Consider the following 16358-nt stretch of genomic DNA (forward strand, 5'->3'; position numbering starts at 1 on the left):
AATCAAACTACTGATACATCGCTTGATTATCATTTAATCGAATCATACCGCGAATGGCACGATAGACAATCCAAATCCAAGAAATCCCAACCACTAGAATACAGAAGGTGGTTGCAATAAGGGCAACACCTGCGAAAAGATCGGCATTTTCACCAGTAAAAAACAAGAAAAAGAAGGGAATAAAAGCAATAATATTCCAAAATAAATACCACCAAAAGGTGCGAATTTGCCAAGTAAAGTGACTTGCAAAAATAGAACCACGGACATCATTGCGTTTGACATAATTAATAATCAATGCCACTACCGCCAACAATCCACCAGAAAAAATAGCAATAATATAAAGGATATAGAGCACTAAAGTCAGCGTACGATTAGCATCTTTATCAATAGAATAATTCATTGTTATACCTTTTAAAGTCGTCATTCTCTTTTAAAACTTTAGGACATTTAAAGGAGAAATGAGCCATAGAATCAAAAGAATGTTTAAAGCTATGGTACAAAAATAAATCTTTCTAAACGGTTGTTTTTCTGTTTTATGTCGCAATTTTTCTTGTGCCAACCACGCTGTAGGCCAGCCGCCAAGAAAAGATAAAATATGTAAAGTCTGTTCAGGTACACGGCGATTGCCCTGTAGCGCTGCTTCTTTATCTTGTGCATACATCCAATAAGTCATGGCGTTGATAATACTAATAAACAACAATACCATTCCATTAAGTAATCCAGCGATGCTAAAAACGGCCAGTGCCAAGATATAAGCAATACACGCGATTTGCATCGCTTTTAATTTTTGTTGTTGCTGTCCATTTGCTTTTTTCAGTTTAGTGACTTTTTCCTGCATTTGTGAGGCTTTAAGGTAGGTTACTTGTTGCGCACGGAAACGTCCCTGTCCATCCAATAAGACTTTGTATTCCAGTGCACAGCCCACGATAGGTCGTGGCCCTTGACGCGCAAAATCTTTAATATGTAAAAATACGCGATCTTTCGTCGCCTCATTCGGTTGAATAAAGCCATAGCCTTTTTCATCAAACCATTCGACTAAGCGACCCTGATCACGCATGTTCACTTCCCTATTTAAGCCGTAACAAACTTTAGTCGTTCTATAAGCATATTACGCATCTCTTGTGGGTTTTTCTGCAAAATATCACCCCCAGTTCGTCCCTGTTGTGTATTTTTTTGTGCGACTTGTAAACGCATAAGCCAGAAACGTGCAGCAGCGATTGCCAAATAAATTTCCAAGCATGCTTTTTCATCATCGGTTAATGGACGCACCGTTTCATAAGCTGCTAAAAAAGCCTGCGCTTTGACTTCATTTAAATGAACTTCAGGATATTCGGTACAGAAGTCATTTAAAGTAATGGCAATATCAAACAGAAACTCATCTTTATTGAGTTCGTAGAAATCTAGAATCCCGTTGAGTTGATTACCATTAAATAAAGTATTATCCCGAAATAAGTCGGAATGAATAAAACCTGTCGGACGATTTGGATAGACCGCAGTCAGTGCATCATACAAACCAAGGACTTCACTCAATAAAATAGCATCCGCAGGATTTAAAGTCGGTTTTAATTCTTTAGCGACTTGTAACCAATAATCATGGTTGCGATACTCTGCCCGTTCAAGTGGAAAGTCTTGTAAAGCGACATGTATTTTTGCCTGTGCAATGGCAATGGCTTCTGCCTGTTCTAAAGTTGACGGCATCGGGTGTTCACCCATCATGCGTGGCGCAATTTGCGCAGGCTTGTCTTTCAGGCTATGAATCGCTTTACCCGCATAATTTAAAGGTACGGGTACTGCCAAACCATGTTGAGCTAAATGCTCAAGTACAGGAACCAACTCTGCTGCACCTTGCTCATCCATTTCTTCAAATACAGTCAGTACATACTGCATGGCATTTTTAGCAACCAAAAAATAGTTTGTATTTTGAATACCGCCTTGAATGGGAATCAGATCAACGACCTCTAATCCATAAGGTGCTGCAAAAGTCTGAACTTCCTGTAAAGTCAAAGTGGTATAAACCGACATAGAAAACCTGCAAAAAAACTTACATAATTTTGCTAGAATACCCGCTCCCACTACCAAGGTGTAGCACCTTCGTGGCGAAGTTTCATAATCGACTGTTATTTTTGGAAAAAATTATGCTTGCTAAACGTATTATTCCTTGCCTTGACGTAGATAATGGTCGAGTAGTGAAAGGCGTTCAATTCCTTGATATTCGTGATGCAGGTGACCCAGTTGAAGTTGCGCGCCGTTATAATGAACAAGGTGCAGATGAAATTACCTTCTTAGACATTACCGCAACATCGGGTGGTCGTGACACCACTTACCGTACTGTTGAACGTATGGCTGAAAGCGTATTCGTGCCGTTAACCGTGGGTGGTGGTGTTCGTAAAGTCGAAGATATTCGCTTATTGTTAAATGCTGGCGCAGATAAAGTCAGCATTAATTCCGCTGCGGTGTTTAACCCAGAATTTGTTCAAGAAGCATCTCAACGCTTTGGCGCGCAATGTATTGTGGTGGCCATTGATGCGAAAAAAACGGGCGAGAATAAATGGGAAATTTTCACCCATGGCGGTCGTAAAGCAACGGGAATTGATGCCATTGAATGGGCTGTAAAAATGGCTGACTTTGGCGCAGGCGAACTGCTGATTACCTCGATGGATGCTGATGGCACCAAAGCGGGTTATGATCTTAAATTGATGCGTCAAATCAATGATCGTGTCACCATTCCAACTATTGCATCAGGTGGTGTCGGATGTTTACAGCATTTGGCTGATGGTATTTTACAAGGTGGTGCAGATGCCGTTTTAGCTGCCTCTATTTTCCACTTTGGTCAACACACCATTCCTGAAGCAAAACAATATCTTGCAGCTCAAGGCATTGAAATGCGTCTTTAAGCTTTTACTGTTTTACTGATCTAAAAGGAGTGTTTTAACAACACTCCTTTTTATTTTAAGCATGATCAAAATTTTACGATAAAAAAAAAGGAGCCTTTAAGACTCCCTATAAACTCAAAAAACGACAGCGCGTGGTTTCTTGCAATCTCTAAACCATACCATAAAGCATATATACCCTAACCAACTCAAGGACATTACAACTTTGCAGTGCTGCAAATATAGATCAAAAAATCAACACAATATTGACCATTCATGCCAAAAATATTGACAAATCGCGACAACAACACCCAAATGGACTGAAGAATTCACTAAATATCAATGGATAGAATCAACACCATTAAACGCAAAATTTAAGAAAACTTATTTTTATACCTCTACCTTAAGCTCCAATTTAGCCACTTTTTCTACCCATTTAGCTGGGAAATAACGTTCTGCTACAAAATTGAGTCCTTTTGCAATCGGTTGCGGAAGTGCAATACCCAACGGATTTTGTTCTTGTAAATTTTCTGAAGAAATGACCCGTGTACCCAAAATATAATCAAACCACGGTTTGGTCACACACCAATTGGCATCCTGATTCGAATTCATATGATGGTCATAGTGCCACGGGATTTTTTTCATTGCCCAATCTGGCTCTAAATGGGCACGACGATGAATATAATAATAATTACATGCACTATAGACCGCAGCCGCAGCCATCCCCTTCGATACTGGATAAAACAATACACTGCTCACACCAGCCACCACGGCTAAAGAAACAATTTCATTTTTAGTTCGCCAATTTGAAATACCTTGCACATAACCATCATCATGAAAGTCTTGTTTACGCACTTCACGATGGTGTTCCCAATGTGACTTCATACTGTCTGGTACTGGGCTATAACGTGGTTTTCCACTACGATGCGTACCATGCAAAATATACTTATGCGCAACCCATTCAAAGCCATTGGCCACCACGAGCCCAACCAAGAAACCTTTCCACATTTTATTTTCTCCTCTTTCTTATTGAATATACTGAAGGAAATGTGCTAAATATTGACTGTGAAATAAAACTTCATTGACAAATTACGACAACAAAAAGATTAAAATGCAGCAATTTAAGGATTACACAGGCTCGGTTTACGGTGGACTTGGACATTTACTTTATGCTTATAGCCAAGCTCAAGGCTTAGCTATTTCTGAAAAACTGCAACAAGTTCAAAATTTAGAACGCTTTGACTATAGTCTTTGGCGCGACTTACTGACAGACATAGAACAGCATGTTCAAGTCCCTGCACTGGGTTTAAGTATTGCTGAATATGTACAACCGAAACATCTGGGGATCATTGCTTATATTGCACTGTCTTGTAATACCTTAGGTGAGGCTTTGTATCGTTATCATGACTTTCATCGTCTGCTTTACGATGGTAGCCCTTTGCAGGTCAATATACAGGGAAACTATTTAGCCATTAATTGGGGGGAAATTCCCTTCAACCTTACCACTCAAGTGACCAATGAAATTGCGATTGCATTAATGCTGCAATTTCTTCGCCTTTTTATGGAATTTGAAACGGTTCATATCCATGAAGTTCATTTCACCCATCCAGCTCCGAAGAATGTTGCTTTATATGAGCAATATTTTGGTTGCAAAGTCCGCTTCTCCCAAGCCATCGCTCAAATTATTTTACCCATTCAAGAGCTGGCAAAACCTTTTCGTCAAGGAGATCAAACCTTACAGCAGTTGCTGATGCAGCAAGCACAAGCCTTATTAGAAAAACTGCCTCATTGCACACAGCTCGATCAGCGTATTCAGCAGGCCATTTTAATGGGCTTACAAAAAAACCTGTATCAGATTCAACCTATCGCCAACCAGTTAAATATGTCGGTACGACAACTCCAGCGCCATTTACAGCAACAAGGCACAACCTATCAACAACGTATGCAAGAAGTTCGGCATCTATTGGCAGAACAATATTTAAAAGATCCACATTTAGGTCTACAAGAAATCGCGTTATTGCTCAGTTACTCGGAACAAAGTGCTTTTCAACGTGCTTTTAAACAGTGGACAGGTTCGACCCCTCAACAATGGCGCAAACAACAAGATTAAAAATATCGCATGATGGTCATGCTCGTGTCATGTTTATTCATCATGTTGTGATGAATAAAGACTCAATTTTTCGATAAATATAAAATATTGCATCGAATTATTCAAAAATATATAACAAAATCTGGAGCATAAAATGCATAAATATCTTGCTGAATTAATTGGAACATTTTGGTTAGTCTTTGGTGGATGTGGCAGTGCCATTCTTGCAGCAGCATTCCCCGAACTCGGTATTGGCTTTACAGGTGTGGCACTTGCCTTTGGTTTAACCGTCCTTACAGGTGCTTACGCTTTAGGTCATATTTCAGGTGGGCACTTCAATCCTGCTGTTAGTGTTGGCTTATGGTTCGGAGGGCGTTTCGATGCCAAAGACCTCATTCCCTATATTATTTCCCAGTTGATTGGCGCAACTTTAGCAGCACTGGTTTTATATCTTATTGTACAAGGTCAAGCTGGATTTACCGGTACAGGTGGTTTTGCCAGCAATGGATTTGGTGACTTATCGCCAGGAAAATATTCAATGACTTCAGCTTTAATTATTGAAGTGGTCTTAACTGCTTTTTTCCTGATTATTATTTTAGGTTCAACAGATAAACGTGCACCAGCAGGGTTTGCACCTATCGCGATTGGTCTGGCTTTAACGCTGATTCACTTAATCAGTATTCCTGTCACCAATACCTCTGTTAATCCAGCGCGAAGTACTGGTGTGGCATTCTTTGCAGACACAGCGGCTTTAAGTCAACTTTGGTTATTCTGGGTAGCCCCTATTTTTGGTGCGATGATTGGTGCACTCATTTATCGTATGCTGGCACCTCAACCAGACTAATCGTATCCTACATAAAAAAGCTCATTAGATATGTAATGCCAATCAGTTAAGGGTTTTAGAAATAAAGTCCTTAGTTTTTAGTTGTTCATGACGGAGTCTTATATTTTTAAATCAAATACTTGGAGCTCATCTATTACTTTGGATAAGCCCAAAGTAATCAAAGGCATTTGTCATCCGCAAAACTCGCCAAATACCTTTTATTGATTAATAAATCGCAGAAACCTTACTTTTTTAAAATAGTTTTGCCTCGAACAGTTGCGGATGACGTTTCCGCGTGTCGAATAACATTATGAATTTAAAAAATAAAAAGCCAGTCAATTTCTTAACTGACTGGCATTAGTCATTAGACAGGCTGTAGAACAATCAGGATTTGGCTCGTCATGTAAATCCTGTATGTGTTGCATGTGATGTTGGCTTTATTTTCTTTACTCCGTACTTCGCTTGTCTTGCGACAAAATAAGACAGTGTCTTATTTTTTAACTCGAAGCATAGCTTCTCGTCTTGCGTTCGGGCAAGACAGTGCCTTGCTGATCCTCACTCAGGTTGTGGGGTTAAACGCAAATATGGTTTAACCGCTGTATAGCCTTTAGGGAAGCGTTGTTTGATTTCATCTTCATCCTTCAGTGAAGGCACAATCACCACATCATCACCGTGTTGCCAATTGGCAGGTGTGGCAACTTTATGCTGATCTGTCAGTTGTAGCGAGTCTACGACACGTAAAATTTCATGGAAATTACGTCCTGTTGATGCTGGATAGGTAATGATTAAACGAACTTTTTTATTTGGATCAATAATCACTAAAGAACGTACAGTAAGCGTTTCACTGGCATTTGGGTGAATGAAATCGTATAGGGTTGAAACTTTACGGTCTTGATCGGCAAGAATGGGGAAATTTACCGTGGTACTTTGAGTTTCATTAATGTCGTTAATCCAACCGTGATGCGATTCAACATCATCGACAGACAGGGCGATGGCTTTCACTCCGCGTTTGCTAAATTCATCTTTCAGTTTTGCAGTAAATCCAAGTTCAGTGGTACATACAGGGGTATAATCAGCGGGATGGGAAAATAAAATCCCCCAATGATCACCCAAATACTCATAAAAATTAATCAAGCCTTCACTCGAGTCTTGCTCAAAATTCGGTGCAGTATCGCCTAAACGTAATGTCATTTTTATCGCCTCAAATTATTTGTTATGAACTTTGCTGAGATCGAATATGGCGCATTTCTTTTGCCAAGGAAAATAGCATTTTTATATTTCTTTATGCATATATGGAATATAGCAGCTGGATTTGATTTGTAAAAACTGTATAAATGACGAATTCTATGACTATATTGGTTGTTTAAAATTTGTTACATTGATTTCCCTTGGCTGTCACGTGCTAGAACGAGTGCGCAGAATTTTTTTATTGGTTTTGTCTAAAGCCCTTGTACTTCAAATTTCTAGCACCATAATAACGACTGAGAAAAAATTTATTCATTTGACAAGCAAGATTTAGAGAGTCTATTCATGTTGGCAAGTCTGATCGGAGGCATCTTCGGTACCAAAAATGAGCGCGAACTCAAACGCATGCGTAAAATCGTAGATAAGATTAATGCGCTCGAGCCGACGATATCTGCACTAAGCGATGCAGACTTATCTGCTAAAACTGAAGAATTCAAACAACGATATAACAAAGGCGAAAGTCTGGATAAATTATTGCCAGAAGCATTTGCTGTTTGTCGTGAAGCGGCAAAGCGAATCATGGGGATGCGCCACTACGATGTACAGTTGATTGGTGGTATTACTCTTCACGAAGGTAAAGTTGCAGAAATGCGTACCGGTGAAGGTAAAACCCTGATGGGAACTTTAGCGTGTTATCTGAATGCGATTAGCAGTCAAGGCGTACATGTCATTACGGTGAATGACTATTTGGCACAACGTGATGCCGAGCTAAACCGCCCATTATTTGAATTCTTAGGCTTAAGCATTGGTATTATTTACTCGATGCAGAATCCGACAGAAAAAGCTGAAGCCTATCGTGCTGATATTACCTATGGTACCAATAACGAATTTGGCTTTGACTACCTTCGTGACAACATGGTGTTCTCACTGGCTGAGAAAAAACAGCGTGGTCTTAGCTATGCCATTATCGATGAGGTCGACTCGATCTTAATTGATGAAGCACGTACACCCTTGATTATCTCGGGTCAAAGTGATGACTCTTCACAATTGTATGCTGCAATTAATAGTATTCCACCTAAACTTCGTGCACAGAAAGAAGAAAAAGTTGCCGATGGTGGACACTTCTGGATTGATGAAAAACAACGTTCAGTTGAAATGACTGAAGTTGGTTTTGAAACAGTGGAAGATGAACTGATTGGTATGGGTTTGTTGGCAGAAGGAGAAAGTCTTTATTCTGCTGCAAACTTAAACTTGGTTCATCATGTGACTGCGGCAATTCGTGCGCACTATCTATACCAACGCAATGTTCAATACATCATTCATGATGGTGAAGTGATTATTGTCGACGAGAACACTGGTCGTACTATGCCGGGTCGCCGTTGGTCAGAAGGTTTGCACCAAGCAGTTGAGGCCAAAGAAGGTTTAGAAATTCAACCTGAAAACCAGACATTGGCAACCACGACGTTCCAGAACTATTTCCGTCTTTATAAAAAGCTTTCTGGTATGACGGGTACAGCCGATACTGAAGCTGCGGAAATGAAAGAAATTTATGGTTTAGATGTGGTATTAATTCCAACACATCGACCAATGATCCGTAATGATATGAACGATTTAATTTATTTAAATCGTAATGGTAAATACGATGCCATCATTCAAGAAATTCAAAATATTCATGAAGCGGGTGTTGCGCCAATCTTGATTGGTACAGCGACCATTGAAGCCTCGGAAATTTTGTCTGATAAATTAAAAGAAGCAGGCATTATTCACGAAGTATTGAATGCGAAACAACATGAGCGTGAAGCCGATATTATTGCGCAAGCAGGTTCACCCAATGCGGTGACCATTGCCACCAATATGGCGGGTCGTGGTACTGATATTTTGCTCGGTGGTAACTGGAAAGCCAAACTGGCCAAAATTGAAAATTATACGGTTGAAGATGAAGCACGCTTAAAAGCCGAATGGGAACAACACCATGAGATGGTGCTCAGTTCTGGCGGTTTACATATTATTGGTTCAGAACGTCACGAATCACGTCGTATTGATAACCAGTTGCGTGGTCGTGCAGGTCGTCAAGGTGACCCAGGTGTTTCACGTTTCTACTTGTCATTAGAAGATGACTTGATGCGTATCTTCGCGGGTGATCGTGTTGTCAGCATGATGCGTGCAATGGGCTTACAAGAAGACGAAGCCATTGAACATAAAATGGTGTCACGTTCAATTGAAAATGCGCAACGTAAAGTAGAGGCACGTAACTTTGACATTCGTAAGAACTTGTTGAAATACGATGATGTGAATAATGAACAACGCAAGATCATTTATTCACAACGTGATGACGTACTTGCTGAAAGTACTTTGCAAGATTACATTGAAGAAATGCATCACGAAGTGATGAAAGGTGTAATTGAAAATTATATTCCACCTGAATCAATTCATGATCAATGGGATATTGCAGGTCTAGAACGTGCCTTACGTGATGACCTCGGTATTGATTTACCTGTGAACCAATGGTTGGAAGAAGATCGTCGTTTAGATGAAGAAGCCTTGGTTGCACGTATTTCTGATGAAATTGTGACTCGCTATCGTAATCGCCGTGAACAAATGGGTGCTGAATCTGCGGCCATGCTCGAACGCCACTTTATGCTCAGTGCTTTGGATCGTCATTGGAAAGACCATTTGGCAGCCATGGATTACTTGCGTCAAGGGATTCATTTGCGTGGTTACGCACAAAAGAACCCAGAACAAGAGTATAAAAAAGAAGCATTTAACTTGTTCGTGAACATGCTGGCTGTGATTAAATCTGATGTGATTACCGATCTTTCACGTGTGCATGTGCCTACAGCTGAAGAACTCGCTGAAATGGAAGCACAGAAACAGGCACAAGCTGAAGCAATGAAATTGAGTCTTTCCCATGCCGAAGTGGATGGTTTGACAGGTGATATCACATTGTCAGAAGACAACACTTTCCAATTCAGCGCTGTTGATGAACACAATATCATTCCACCTTCAAGCCGTAATGCCGCTTGCCCATGTGGTTCAGGTCTAAAATACAAGCAATGTCACGGTAAAATTTAATTTTACCTTGATTACACAGCCACTTTAATGATTGCTCTGCTGGATTAAGCGACAATAATAAAGTGGCTTTTTTAATTCAATTTGGATATGCAATTTAGTTTTTCAATATGTGAATATGTTTGCAGAGAGCGAAATTAAATGGTATTTAGTTGCATATCTAACTCTGAAAAGCGGAAAGACAATGAAAAAAGTATTACAAACATTGATGATTGCAGCTTTAGCGCTTCCTACTTTGACTTTTGCAAATACGGCTCAAACCACCACTGTGGATAAAGTGCAAGCTGCTCGTGGGGCAACCACCGCTCAAGCAGTGGTTAAAGATGACAACATCACAGTAATGAGCCCGCGTACAGGGATTCGTTATACTTTTGCGAATCCGAATCAACGTCCAGTTATCTTAAAGACTACAGCAGTAACTGCTGCTAATGCAGCAAATGTAAATCGTATTGTGGCTTCTAATCCAGCATTATCCACAGCGAGTCAAGAAAAAGCGAAACAGGCATTATTGTCAGAATCTGCACAATTAGCTTCAAACTAAGTGCAGTTTCTTTTTTAGACCAGTCTTCGGACTGGTTTTTTTATGCTTTGAAAGTGCAATTCAATAAAAAATAAATCAAACAAAGTGTTCTGCTCGATTTTTTATTGAATTTCTACTAAGCTGTCATTTTATCACGCACTTATTTGGAAGTTTAAAAATGGCGGTGGGCGACGTAACAATGCCACAAATGCATGTGGTTAAAGGTGTAAAAATTGGTTCAGCTGAAGCTTATGTACGCTATCAGAACCGACGTGACCTTGTCATTTTTGAATTTGCAGAAGGTTCAAATGTTGCGGGTGTATTTACTCAAAATGCATTTTGTGCCGCGCCAGTCCATGTATGTAAAGCACATCTTCAGCTTGGTAATCCACGTTATTTAGTGATTAACACGGGCAATGCCAATGCGGGTACAGGCAAAATTGGGATGGCGAATGCTGAAGCAACCTGTGCAAAATTGGCTGAGCTTGCAGGTGTATCTGCAACCGAAATTCTGCCTTTTTCAACAGGTGTGATTGGTGAGCAGCTTCCTTTAGCGCGTTTATTGACGGGTTTACAACCTGCACTCAATACACTGAAAGATGATGCTTGGTTCGATGCCGCAACGGGCATTATGACGACAGATACTTTGCCTAAAGGTACATCTGAACAATTTGAGTTGGATGGTATCCTCTATACCATGACTGGTATTTCTAAAGGCGCAGGCATGATTCGTCCAAATATGGCGACCATGTTGGGTTATGTAGCAACCGATGTCCCGATTAGTCGTGAATTGGTACAACAACTATTAAAAACCACGGTGAATGTTTCATTTAATCGTATTACGATTGATGGTGACACCTCAACCAATGACTCCTGTATTTTTGTTGCTACAGGTCAAGCGGGCGGCACAGAAATTACATCAGTAGCTGATGCTCGTTATACGGTGGTTCTTGATGTTCTCACCCGCGTGATGAAGCGTCTAGCACAACTGATTGTACGTGATGGGGAAGGTGCGACTAAATTTATGACTGTTGCCGTGGAAGGTGGAGCAGATACGCAAGAATGTTGTGATATTGCTTATAGCATTGCGCATTCACCCTTGGTTAAAACGGCTTTCTTTGCATCCGATCCTAACTGGGGACGTATCCTTGCAGCGATTGGTTACGCGGGTGTTAAAAATTTAGACGTTGAAAAAATCCAAGTTTGGTTGGATGATGTACAAATCTGTAAAGATGGTGGTGCAGCAGCGGACTATACGGAAGAAGCTGGTGCACGTGTTATGTCTCAAGCTGAAATGACCATTCGTGTCGATTTAGGGCGAGGACAGGCAAAAGATACGGTCTATACTTGTGATCTTTCTTATGACTATGTCAAGATCAATGCGGATTACCGTTCTTAAGTCTGGTTGAATGAAAGGTCTCCGTTGTGAGGCTTTTTTGTAATGTAAAGTTTTTAATGCTTGATCAAAAAAGCATGATGCCATTTTGATCAGTGAATTGAGTGTATTGCTTGTAAGTGAACAGGCACTAAGGATAGAGAAGACGTTTTTATGAATGATGCGACCAATTTAATTGCCAATGAGGCTAAATCGATTGTGCAGGCGCATTTAGATCGTTTAGGCGAGCCTAAAGATATTCATTTGAGTGATGAGGTCAAACAGGAAAAATTTGCGCAAATTCTTGCAGAACTCAAAAAATGCGATGCTGTCCTTGTTGCACATTACTATTGCGATCCTGAAGTTCAAGAGTTGGCTGAACTGTCGGGTGGTTGTGTTTCAGACTCATTAGAAATGGCGCGTTTTGGCCGTGATCATGAGGCTTCAACCTTGGTGGTTGCTGGTGTGAAATTTATGGGGGAGACCTCAAAAATTCTTTCTCCAGAAAAAACGGTGCTTATGCCAACTTTAGAAGCTACCTGTTCTTTAGATTTGGGTTGTCCTGTAGAGGAGTTCACAGCATTCTGTGATGCACATCCTGATTATACTGTTGTGGTTTATGCCAATACTTCTGCTGCGGTTAAAGCACGCGCGGATTGGGTGGTTACTTCAAGCTGTGCGGTTGAAATTATTGAACATCTAGATAGCTTGGGTGAAAAGATTATTTGGGCGCCAGATCAACATCTGGGGCGCTATATTCAAAAGAAAACTGGTGCGGACATGTTGCTTTGGGACGGTGCTTGCATTGTGCATGAAGAATTCCGTGCGCGTGGCATTGCTAATATGAAAGCATTGTATCCAGATGCAGCAGTATTGGTGCATCCAGAGTCTCCAGAGTCGGTGGTCGATGTTGCCGATGCTGTCGGTAGTACTTCTCAACTGATTAAAGCCGCACAGACTTTACCAAATGAGCGTTTAATCGTCGCAACGGATCGTGGCATCTTCTACAAAATGCAACAAGCGGTGCCGCATAAGATTTTGATTGAAGCACCAACAGCAGGTGAGGGGGCAACTTGTCGCTCTTGTGCACATTGTCCTTGGATGGCAATGAATGAATTGGATGGGATTTTAGCAGTTTTACAAAACTCTGATCAAGAAATACACGTTGACCCAGTGCTGGCAGCACGGGCTAAATTGCCGCTAGATCGCATGTTGAACTTCAGTGCGAGTTTAAAACGCTAATATTTGTATATAAAATGTCTAACATGCTTGATAAATATACATTTGAAGCGATTTTTTGATTTTTTTTGAATATAGGTGTTGACGTTATTAAGCGTCACGCCTAGAATGCACACCGTACCGCACGATGTGTAGTACGAAGCTAAGATGAATCGGAGCATGGCGCAGCTTGGTAGCGCACCTGGTTTGGGACCAGGGGGTCGTAGGTTCGAATCCTACTGCTCCGACCAATTCTTCAAGGCGAAGGTTTAATGATATTTTGGTATCATAGGTCATGCGCCTGTAGCTCAGTAGGATAGAGCATCCGCCTTCTAAGCGGATGGTCACAGGTTCGAATCCTGTCAGGCGCACCATTTGGTAGCTTGATATTTTAGAATCTAAAATGTTGTAACGGTGGATGTAGCTCAGTTGGTAGAGCCCCGGATTGTGATTCCGGTTGTCGTGGGTTCGAGCCCCATCATTCACCCCAATTCGGAGCATGGCGCAGCTTGGTAGCGCACCTGGTTTGGGACCAGGGGGTCGTAGGTTCGAATCCTACTGCTCCGACCATCTTTAAAAAGATGATATAAATAATCCGCTTAAATGCGGTTTTTTTATGCCTAAAATTTGTAGAGTTTAATGTGAAAAAATAAAACCCTCTTGAATGGGAGGGTTTTTGTATAAAAAAATAATTACGGAATAATAATGATATTCACACGACGGTTGATTGCTCGATTTTCATTGGAATTGTTTTGCACTAAAGGTTGGCTTGGGCCACGTCCAAAAGTTTGAATATTTTGTTGCTTATAGCCAGCTTGAATAAAAACATCAGCAACATTTTGCGCGCGTTTTTCTGAGAGTGTTTGGTTATAACTTTCATTACCAATATCATCAGTATGCCCAATGATTTTTAATTTATCTAAATCATATTTTTGCAATTGTGAAGATAGTCGGTTGAGTGATGCTTTGTGTGATTCTTGAATTTCTGTGCTGTCAAAACCAAACAAGAGTTTTTCGGGGAGTGCGAGTGTCCAGCCTTCATTTGTTAGTGAGAATCCCTCTTTTTTTAACATATGTACTTGTTTGTAGTTGAGCTGACCGAGATTCATACATGCTGTTAAAAAAGTACAGAATAAAATAGTGAAAGTTGTCTTGATTATTTTGACATGCATCTGCTTGGGCCTATGTGTTATTTAGGTTAGGGGAGATAAACCAGTGGTGCGGTAACGTTTTTGCGCGATACATTGCACTGTCGGCTTGAGTAATGAGTTCTTCTGGAGATGTTGCATTTTTTGCAAAAGCAATCCCAATACTGAAGCTGAAATGAATTTCAGATTTTTCGAAAATAAGCGGTGCTTTACTGCAACTTAGCAAATGTTCACAAATGCTGGCTAATTGTTGAGGTTGTTGAATATTGTGGACAATAATCGCAAATTCATCTCCACCAAGGCGAGTAATAAAATCATTTTGCCGTAAGTTGGATTTTAATCGCTTTGCCATTTCTTGCAGTACTGCATCACCCGCTAAATGGCCATATTGGTCATTAATGTCTTTAAAGTTATTGTTATCAATAAAAAATAAAGCAATATGTTCTCGGTGTTTAGAGTCGAATAAATTGAATAAAGTTTGATAAAAATAATGTCGGTTGGGAAGTTGGGTGAGTTCGTCGTGATGTGCTTGATGGCTGAGTTTAATATTTTCGGTTTGTAACTGTTGGCTTGACGTATGAATTTTTTCTAACAACTCATTGAAAGCAATATTAAGCTCTTGAAATTCTTGTATATCTGAGTCTGCTAAGCGTAATTGATAGTTTTTTTCTTCACTAATCATCTGTGCTGTTTCGACAATTGGCTGTAGTGACTTCATCAGGTGTTGATAGAGGGTGCTGACAGACCAGAAAAGAACAGCAAGCATCATGAGAAAGCCTAATGCTAAACCCAATAGTAGTTTGTAAAAGAAACTCACTAAAGCGGATGAATTACCATAAACAATTAATTTGCCATAATTTTCTTGGTCATGTTGTATGTTGATGGTTGCGGGTTGATTGAAGAAAAGGTGATCTAAAATGACCTGACTTGAGAAGGTTGGGTTTTCAGTATGTTTGATCTGTGCAAGTGCGTTATTTTGATTGTCTAAAACTTGAATCGAGCGAATGGGATATTGTTCTGAATATTCTGCAAGGATTTGTGTAATTGTAATTTGGTCTTTAAAAACAACCGCGGGTTGAATACGTTCACCAAGAGCTTCCGACAAGATATGTAAGTTACGATTGGCGTAAGTCTCCATAGTATAAGTGGAAATTACCGCAAAAATTATGGTGCAACTTGTAAAAGTAAGGATAAAGATGGTGAGTTGTGAGCGTTTAAATAGCTGCTGTAGCGAGGTAATGCTGTTTATTTTTTTCATTATTGCTGCTCACTTGGCTTTGCTAAAAGTAAAACGCGCGGATCAATATGAACTTTAGATTGACTTAGACTTTCTAAATTGATTTTAAAGCTTAAATACTTATTTTTTTTATAAAGGCAAAAAGCACTTCCTATCTCGCAATTAAGATTATTTGTACTAATGGATAGTGCGGGATAGCGCACAGCTGTATTGAGAAGATGTTGTTCTTCTTGGGCTGTGAGTGAGGAAAAGATGATTGCTTGGCAAGAGGTGCTTGCCAACTCATTGGTGTTGATTGAGTAAATTTGATATTGCAGATTGTTTTGTTGGTTGTGGATTTTAAATTGAGTGGCAAGTGCTTCATTGCTAATGATGCAAATATTGGATGGGGTACTTAATTTTGAATAACTTAGAATTGAAAAAGTTGTTGCAGCAATACCGTTATTTTGATGAGGAGCGGCATAGCTTGGGCTGATGTATGACAATGCTAGTAAAAATAGGATAATTTTTTGTTTTAGTGAAGGCATTTTGAAGGGGTTTTAAGCTGGGATATATAGTAAGAATGAGTTTAACTAAAAAAAGAGTATAAAAATAGTGATAAAAACGGACATTAAGTAATCAAAAAAAAGCTTTTTTGTAGAATAAACACTCATCCGATAAAGAAAGTTAAAAAAAGGGGTTGCATGGGAAATTTTTTCCCCTATAATGCGTATCCATCGGCGGTGATGTTAAATAAAACCTCTGGTAAATCAATGAGTTGGTTGGATTGTTAAGATTTCGAATGAGATTTTAAGATTAGATTTAAACTTGGGTTTGTCGGAAAA

Annotated in this window: 15 protein-coding genes and 4 tRNA genes; 11 read left to right on the forward strand and 8 right to left on the reverse strand. The window is 40.0% G+C overall.

Annotated elements, in window-relative coordinates; genetic code table 11:
- Window positions 1–7: 7 nt before the first annotated feature.
- The 3 genes from B9T30_RS07265 to B9T30_RS07275 are packed head-to-tail and all read right to left on the reverse strand — an operon-like array spanning window position 8 to window position 2022.
- Window positions 8–400, reverse strand: coding sequence for a DUF4870 family protein (locus tag B9T30_RS07265; RefSeq protein ID WP_086184404.1), 393 nt, complete (start codon window positions 398–400; stop codon window positions 8–10).
- Between the two features lie 30 nt (window positions 401–430).
- Entirely contained in the window at window positions 431–1057 is a 627-nt protein-coding gene (locus B9T30_RS07270) for a DUF1294 domain-containing protein (RefSeq protein ID WP_086184382.1), read from the reverse strand.
- Window positions 1058–1071: 14 nt separating this feature from the next.
- Entirely contained in the window at window positions 1072–2022 is a 951-nt protein-coding gene (locus B9T30_RS07275) for a homoserine kinase (RefSeq protein WP_086184383.1), read from the reverse strand.
- 110 nt (window positions 2023–2132) lie between these two features.
- Between B9T30_RS07275 and hisF the strand changes: the two genes are divergently transcribed.
- Complete coding sequence (gene hisF / locus B9T30_RS07280; protein WP_319830012.1) at window positions 2133–2894, forward strand: imidazole glycerol phosphate synthase subunit HisF; 762 nt, start codon at window positions 2133–2135, stop codon at window positions 2892–2894.
- Between the two features lie 366 nt (window positions 2895–3260).
- Here the strand turns inward: hisF and B9T30_RS07285 are convergent, their stop codons facing one another.
- Window positions 3261–3878, reverse strand: coding sequence for a sterol desaturase family protein (locus B9T30_RS07285; RefSeq protein ID WP_086184384.1), 618 nt, complete (start codon window positions 3876–3878; stop codon window positions 3261–3263).
- A gap of 103 nt (window positions 3879–3981) precedes the next feature.
- Here B9T30_RS07285 and B9T30_RS07290 point away from each other — a divergent pair, with 103 nt between their 5' ends.
- Both B9T30_RS07290 and aqpZ read left to right on the forward strand, forming a co-directional pair.
- Window positions 3982–4980 (forward strand): AraC family transcriptional regulator, encoded by a 999-nt coding sequence (locus tag B9T30_RS07290; protein ID WP_086184385.1) that lies wholly within the window; start codon window positions 3982–3984, stop codon window positions 4978–4980.
- A gap of 133 nt (window positions 4981–5113) precedes the next feature.
- Window positions 5114–5803 carry an aquaporin Z gene (gene aqpZ, locus B9T30_RS07295; RefSeq protein ID WP_086184386.1) on the forward strand — a complete coding sequence of 230 codons (690 nt, stop codon included), beginning with the start codon at window positions 5114–5116 and terminating at the stop codon, window positions 5801–5803.
- Window positions 5804–6337: 534 nt separating this feature from the next.
- Here the strand turns inward: aqpZ and B9T30_RS07300 are convergent.
- A complete protein-coding gene (locus B9T30_RS07300; RefSeq protein ID WP_086184387.1) occupies window positions 6338–6973 on the reverse strand; it encodes a peroxiredoxin in 636 nt (211 codons plus the stop codon).
- A 339-nt stretch (window positions 6974–7312) separates the two neighbouring features.
- Here B9T30_RS07300 and secA point away from each other — a divergent pair, with 339 nt between their 5' ends.
- The 8 genes from secA (at window position 7313) to B9T30_RS07340 (ending at window position 13719) form a co-directional block, all read left to right on the forward strand.
- Window positions 7313–10039, forward strand: a complete 2727-nt coding sequence (gene secA, locus B9T30_RS07305; RefSeq protein WP_086184388.1) for a preprotein translocase subunit SecA — start codon at window positions 7313–7315, stop codon at window positions 10037–10039.
- 181 nt (window positions 10040–10220) lie between these two features.
- Complete coding sequence (locus tag B9T30_RS07310) at window positions 10221–10577, forward strand: hypothetical protein (protein WP_086184389.1); 357 nt, start codon at window positions 10221–10223, stop codon at window positions 10575–10577.
- Window positions 10578–10734: 157 nt separating this feature from the next.
- Entirely contained in the window at window positions 10735–11955 is a 1221-nt protein-coding gene (argJ, locus tag B9T30_RS07315) for a bifunctional glutamate N-acetyltransferase/amino-acid acetyltransferase ArgJ (RefSeq protein ID WP_086184390.1), read from the forward strand.
- A 150-nt stretch (window positions 11956–12105) separates the two neighbouring features.
- On the forward strand, window positions 12106–13173 hold the full coding sequence (gene nadA, locus B9T30_RS07320; protein ID WP_086184391.1) for a quinolinate synthase NadA: 1068 nt from the start codon (window positions 12106–12108) through the stop codon (window positions 13171–13173).
- Between the two features lie 150 nt (window positions 13174–13323).
- A tRNA-Pro gene (locus B9T30_RS07325) sits at window positions 13324–13400 on the forward strand.
- 46 nt (window positions 13401–13446) lie between these two features.
- Window positions 13447–13523: transfer RNA gene (locus tag B9T30_RS07330), tRNA-Arg, on the forward strand.
- Window positions 13524–13563: 40 nt separating this feature from the next.
- A tRNA-His gene (locus B9T30_RS07335) sits at window positions 13564–13639 on the forward strand.
- A 3-nt stretch (window positions 13640–13642) separates the two neighbouring features.
- A tRNA-Pro gene (locus B9T30_RS07340) sits at window positions 13643–13719 on the forward strand.
- Window positions 13720–13841: 122 nt separating this feature from the next.
- Here the strand turns inward: B9T30_RS07340 and B9T30_RS07345 are convergent.
- The 3 genes from B9T30_RS07345 to B9T30_RS07355 are packed head-to-tail and all read right to left on the reverse strand — an operon-like array spanning window position 13842 to window position 16061.
- Window positions 13842–14321 (reverse strand): OmpA family protein, encoded by a 480-nt coding sequence (locus B9T30_RS07345; protein ID WP_086184392.1) that lies wholly within the window; start codon window positions 14319–14321, stop codon window positions 13842–13844.
- Window positions 14322–14331: 10 nt separating this feature from the next.
- Window positions 14332–15555 (reverse strand): sensor domain-containing diguanylate cyclase, encoded by a 1224-nt coding sequence (locus B9T30_RS07350; RefSeq protein ID WP_086184393.1) that lies wholly within the window; start codon window positions 15553–15555, stop codon window positions 14332–14334.
- Window positions 15555–16061 (reverse strand): YfiR family protein, encoded by a 507-nt coding sequence (locus B9T30_RS07355; RefSeq protein WP_086184394.1) that lies wholly within the window; start codon window positions 16059–16061, stop codon window positions 15555–15557. Before B9T30_RS07355 ends, B9T30_RS07350 begins: the two co-directional genes overlap by 1 nt.
- Window positions 16062–16358 lie beyond the last annotated feature (297 nt).

This window comes from Acinetobacter sp. ANC 4973, from assembly GCF_002135275.1.
Taxonomy (GTDB): Bacteria; Pseudomonadota; Gammaproteobacteria; order Pseudomonadales; family Moraxellaceae; genus Acinetobacter; species Acinetobacter kyonggiensis.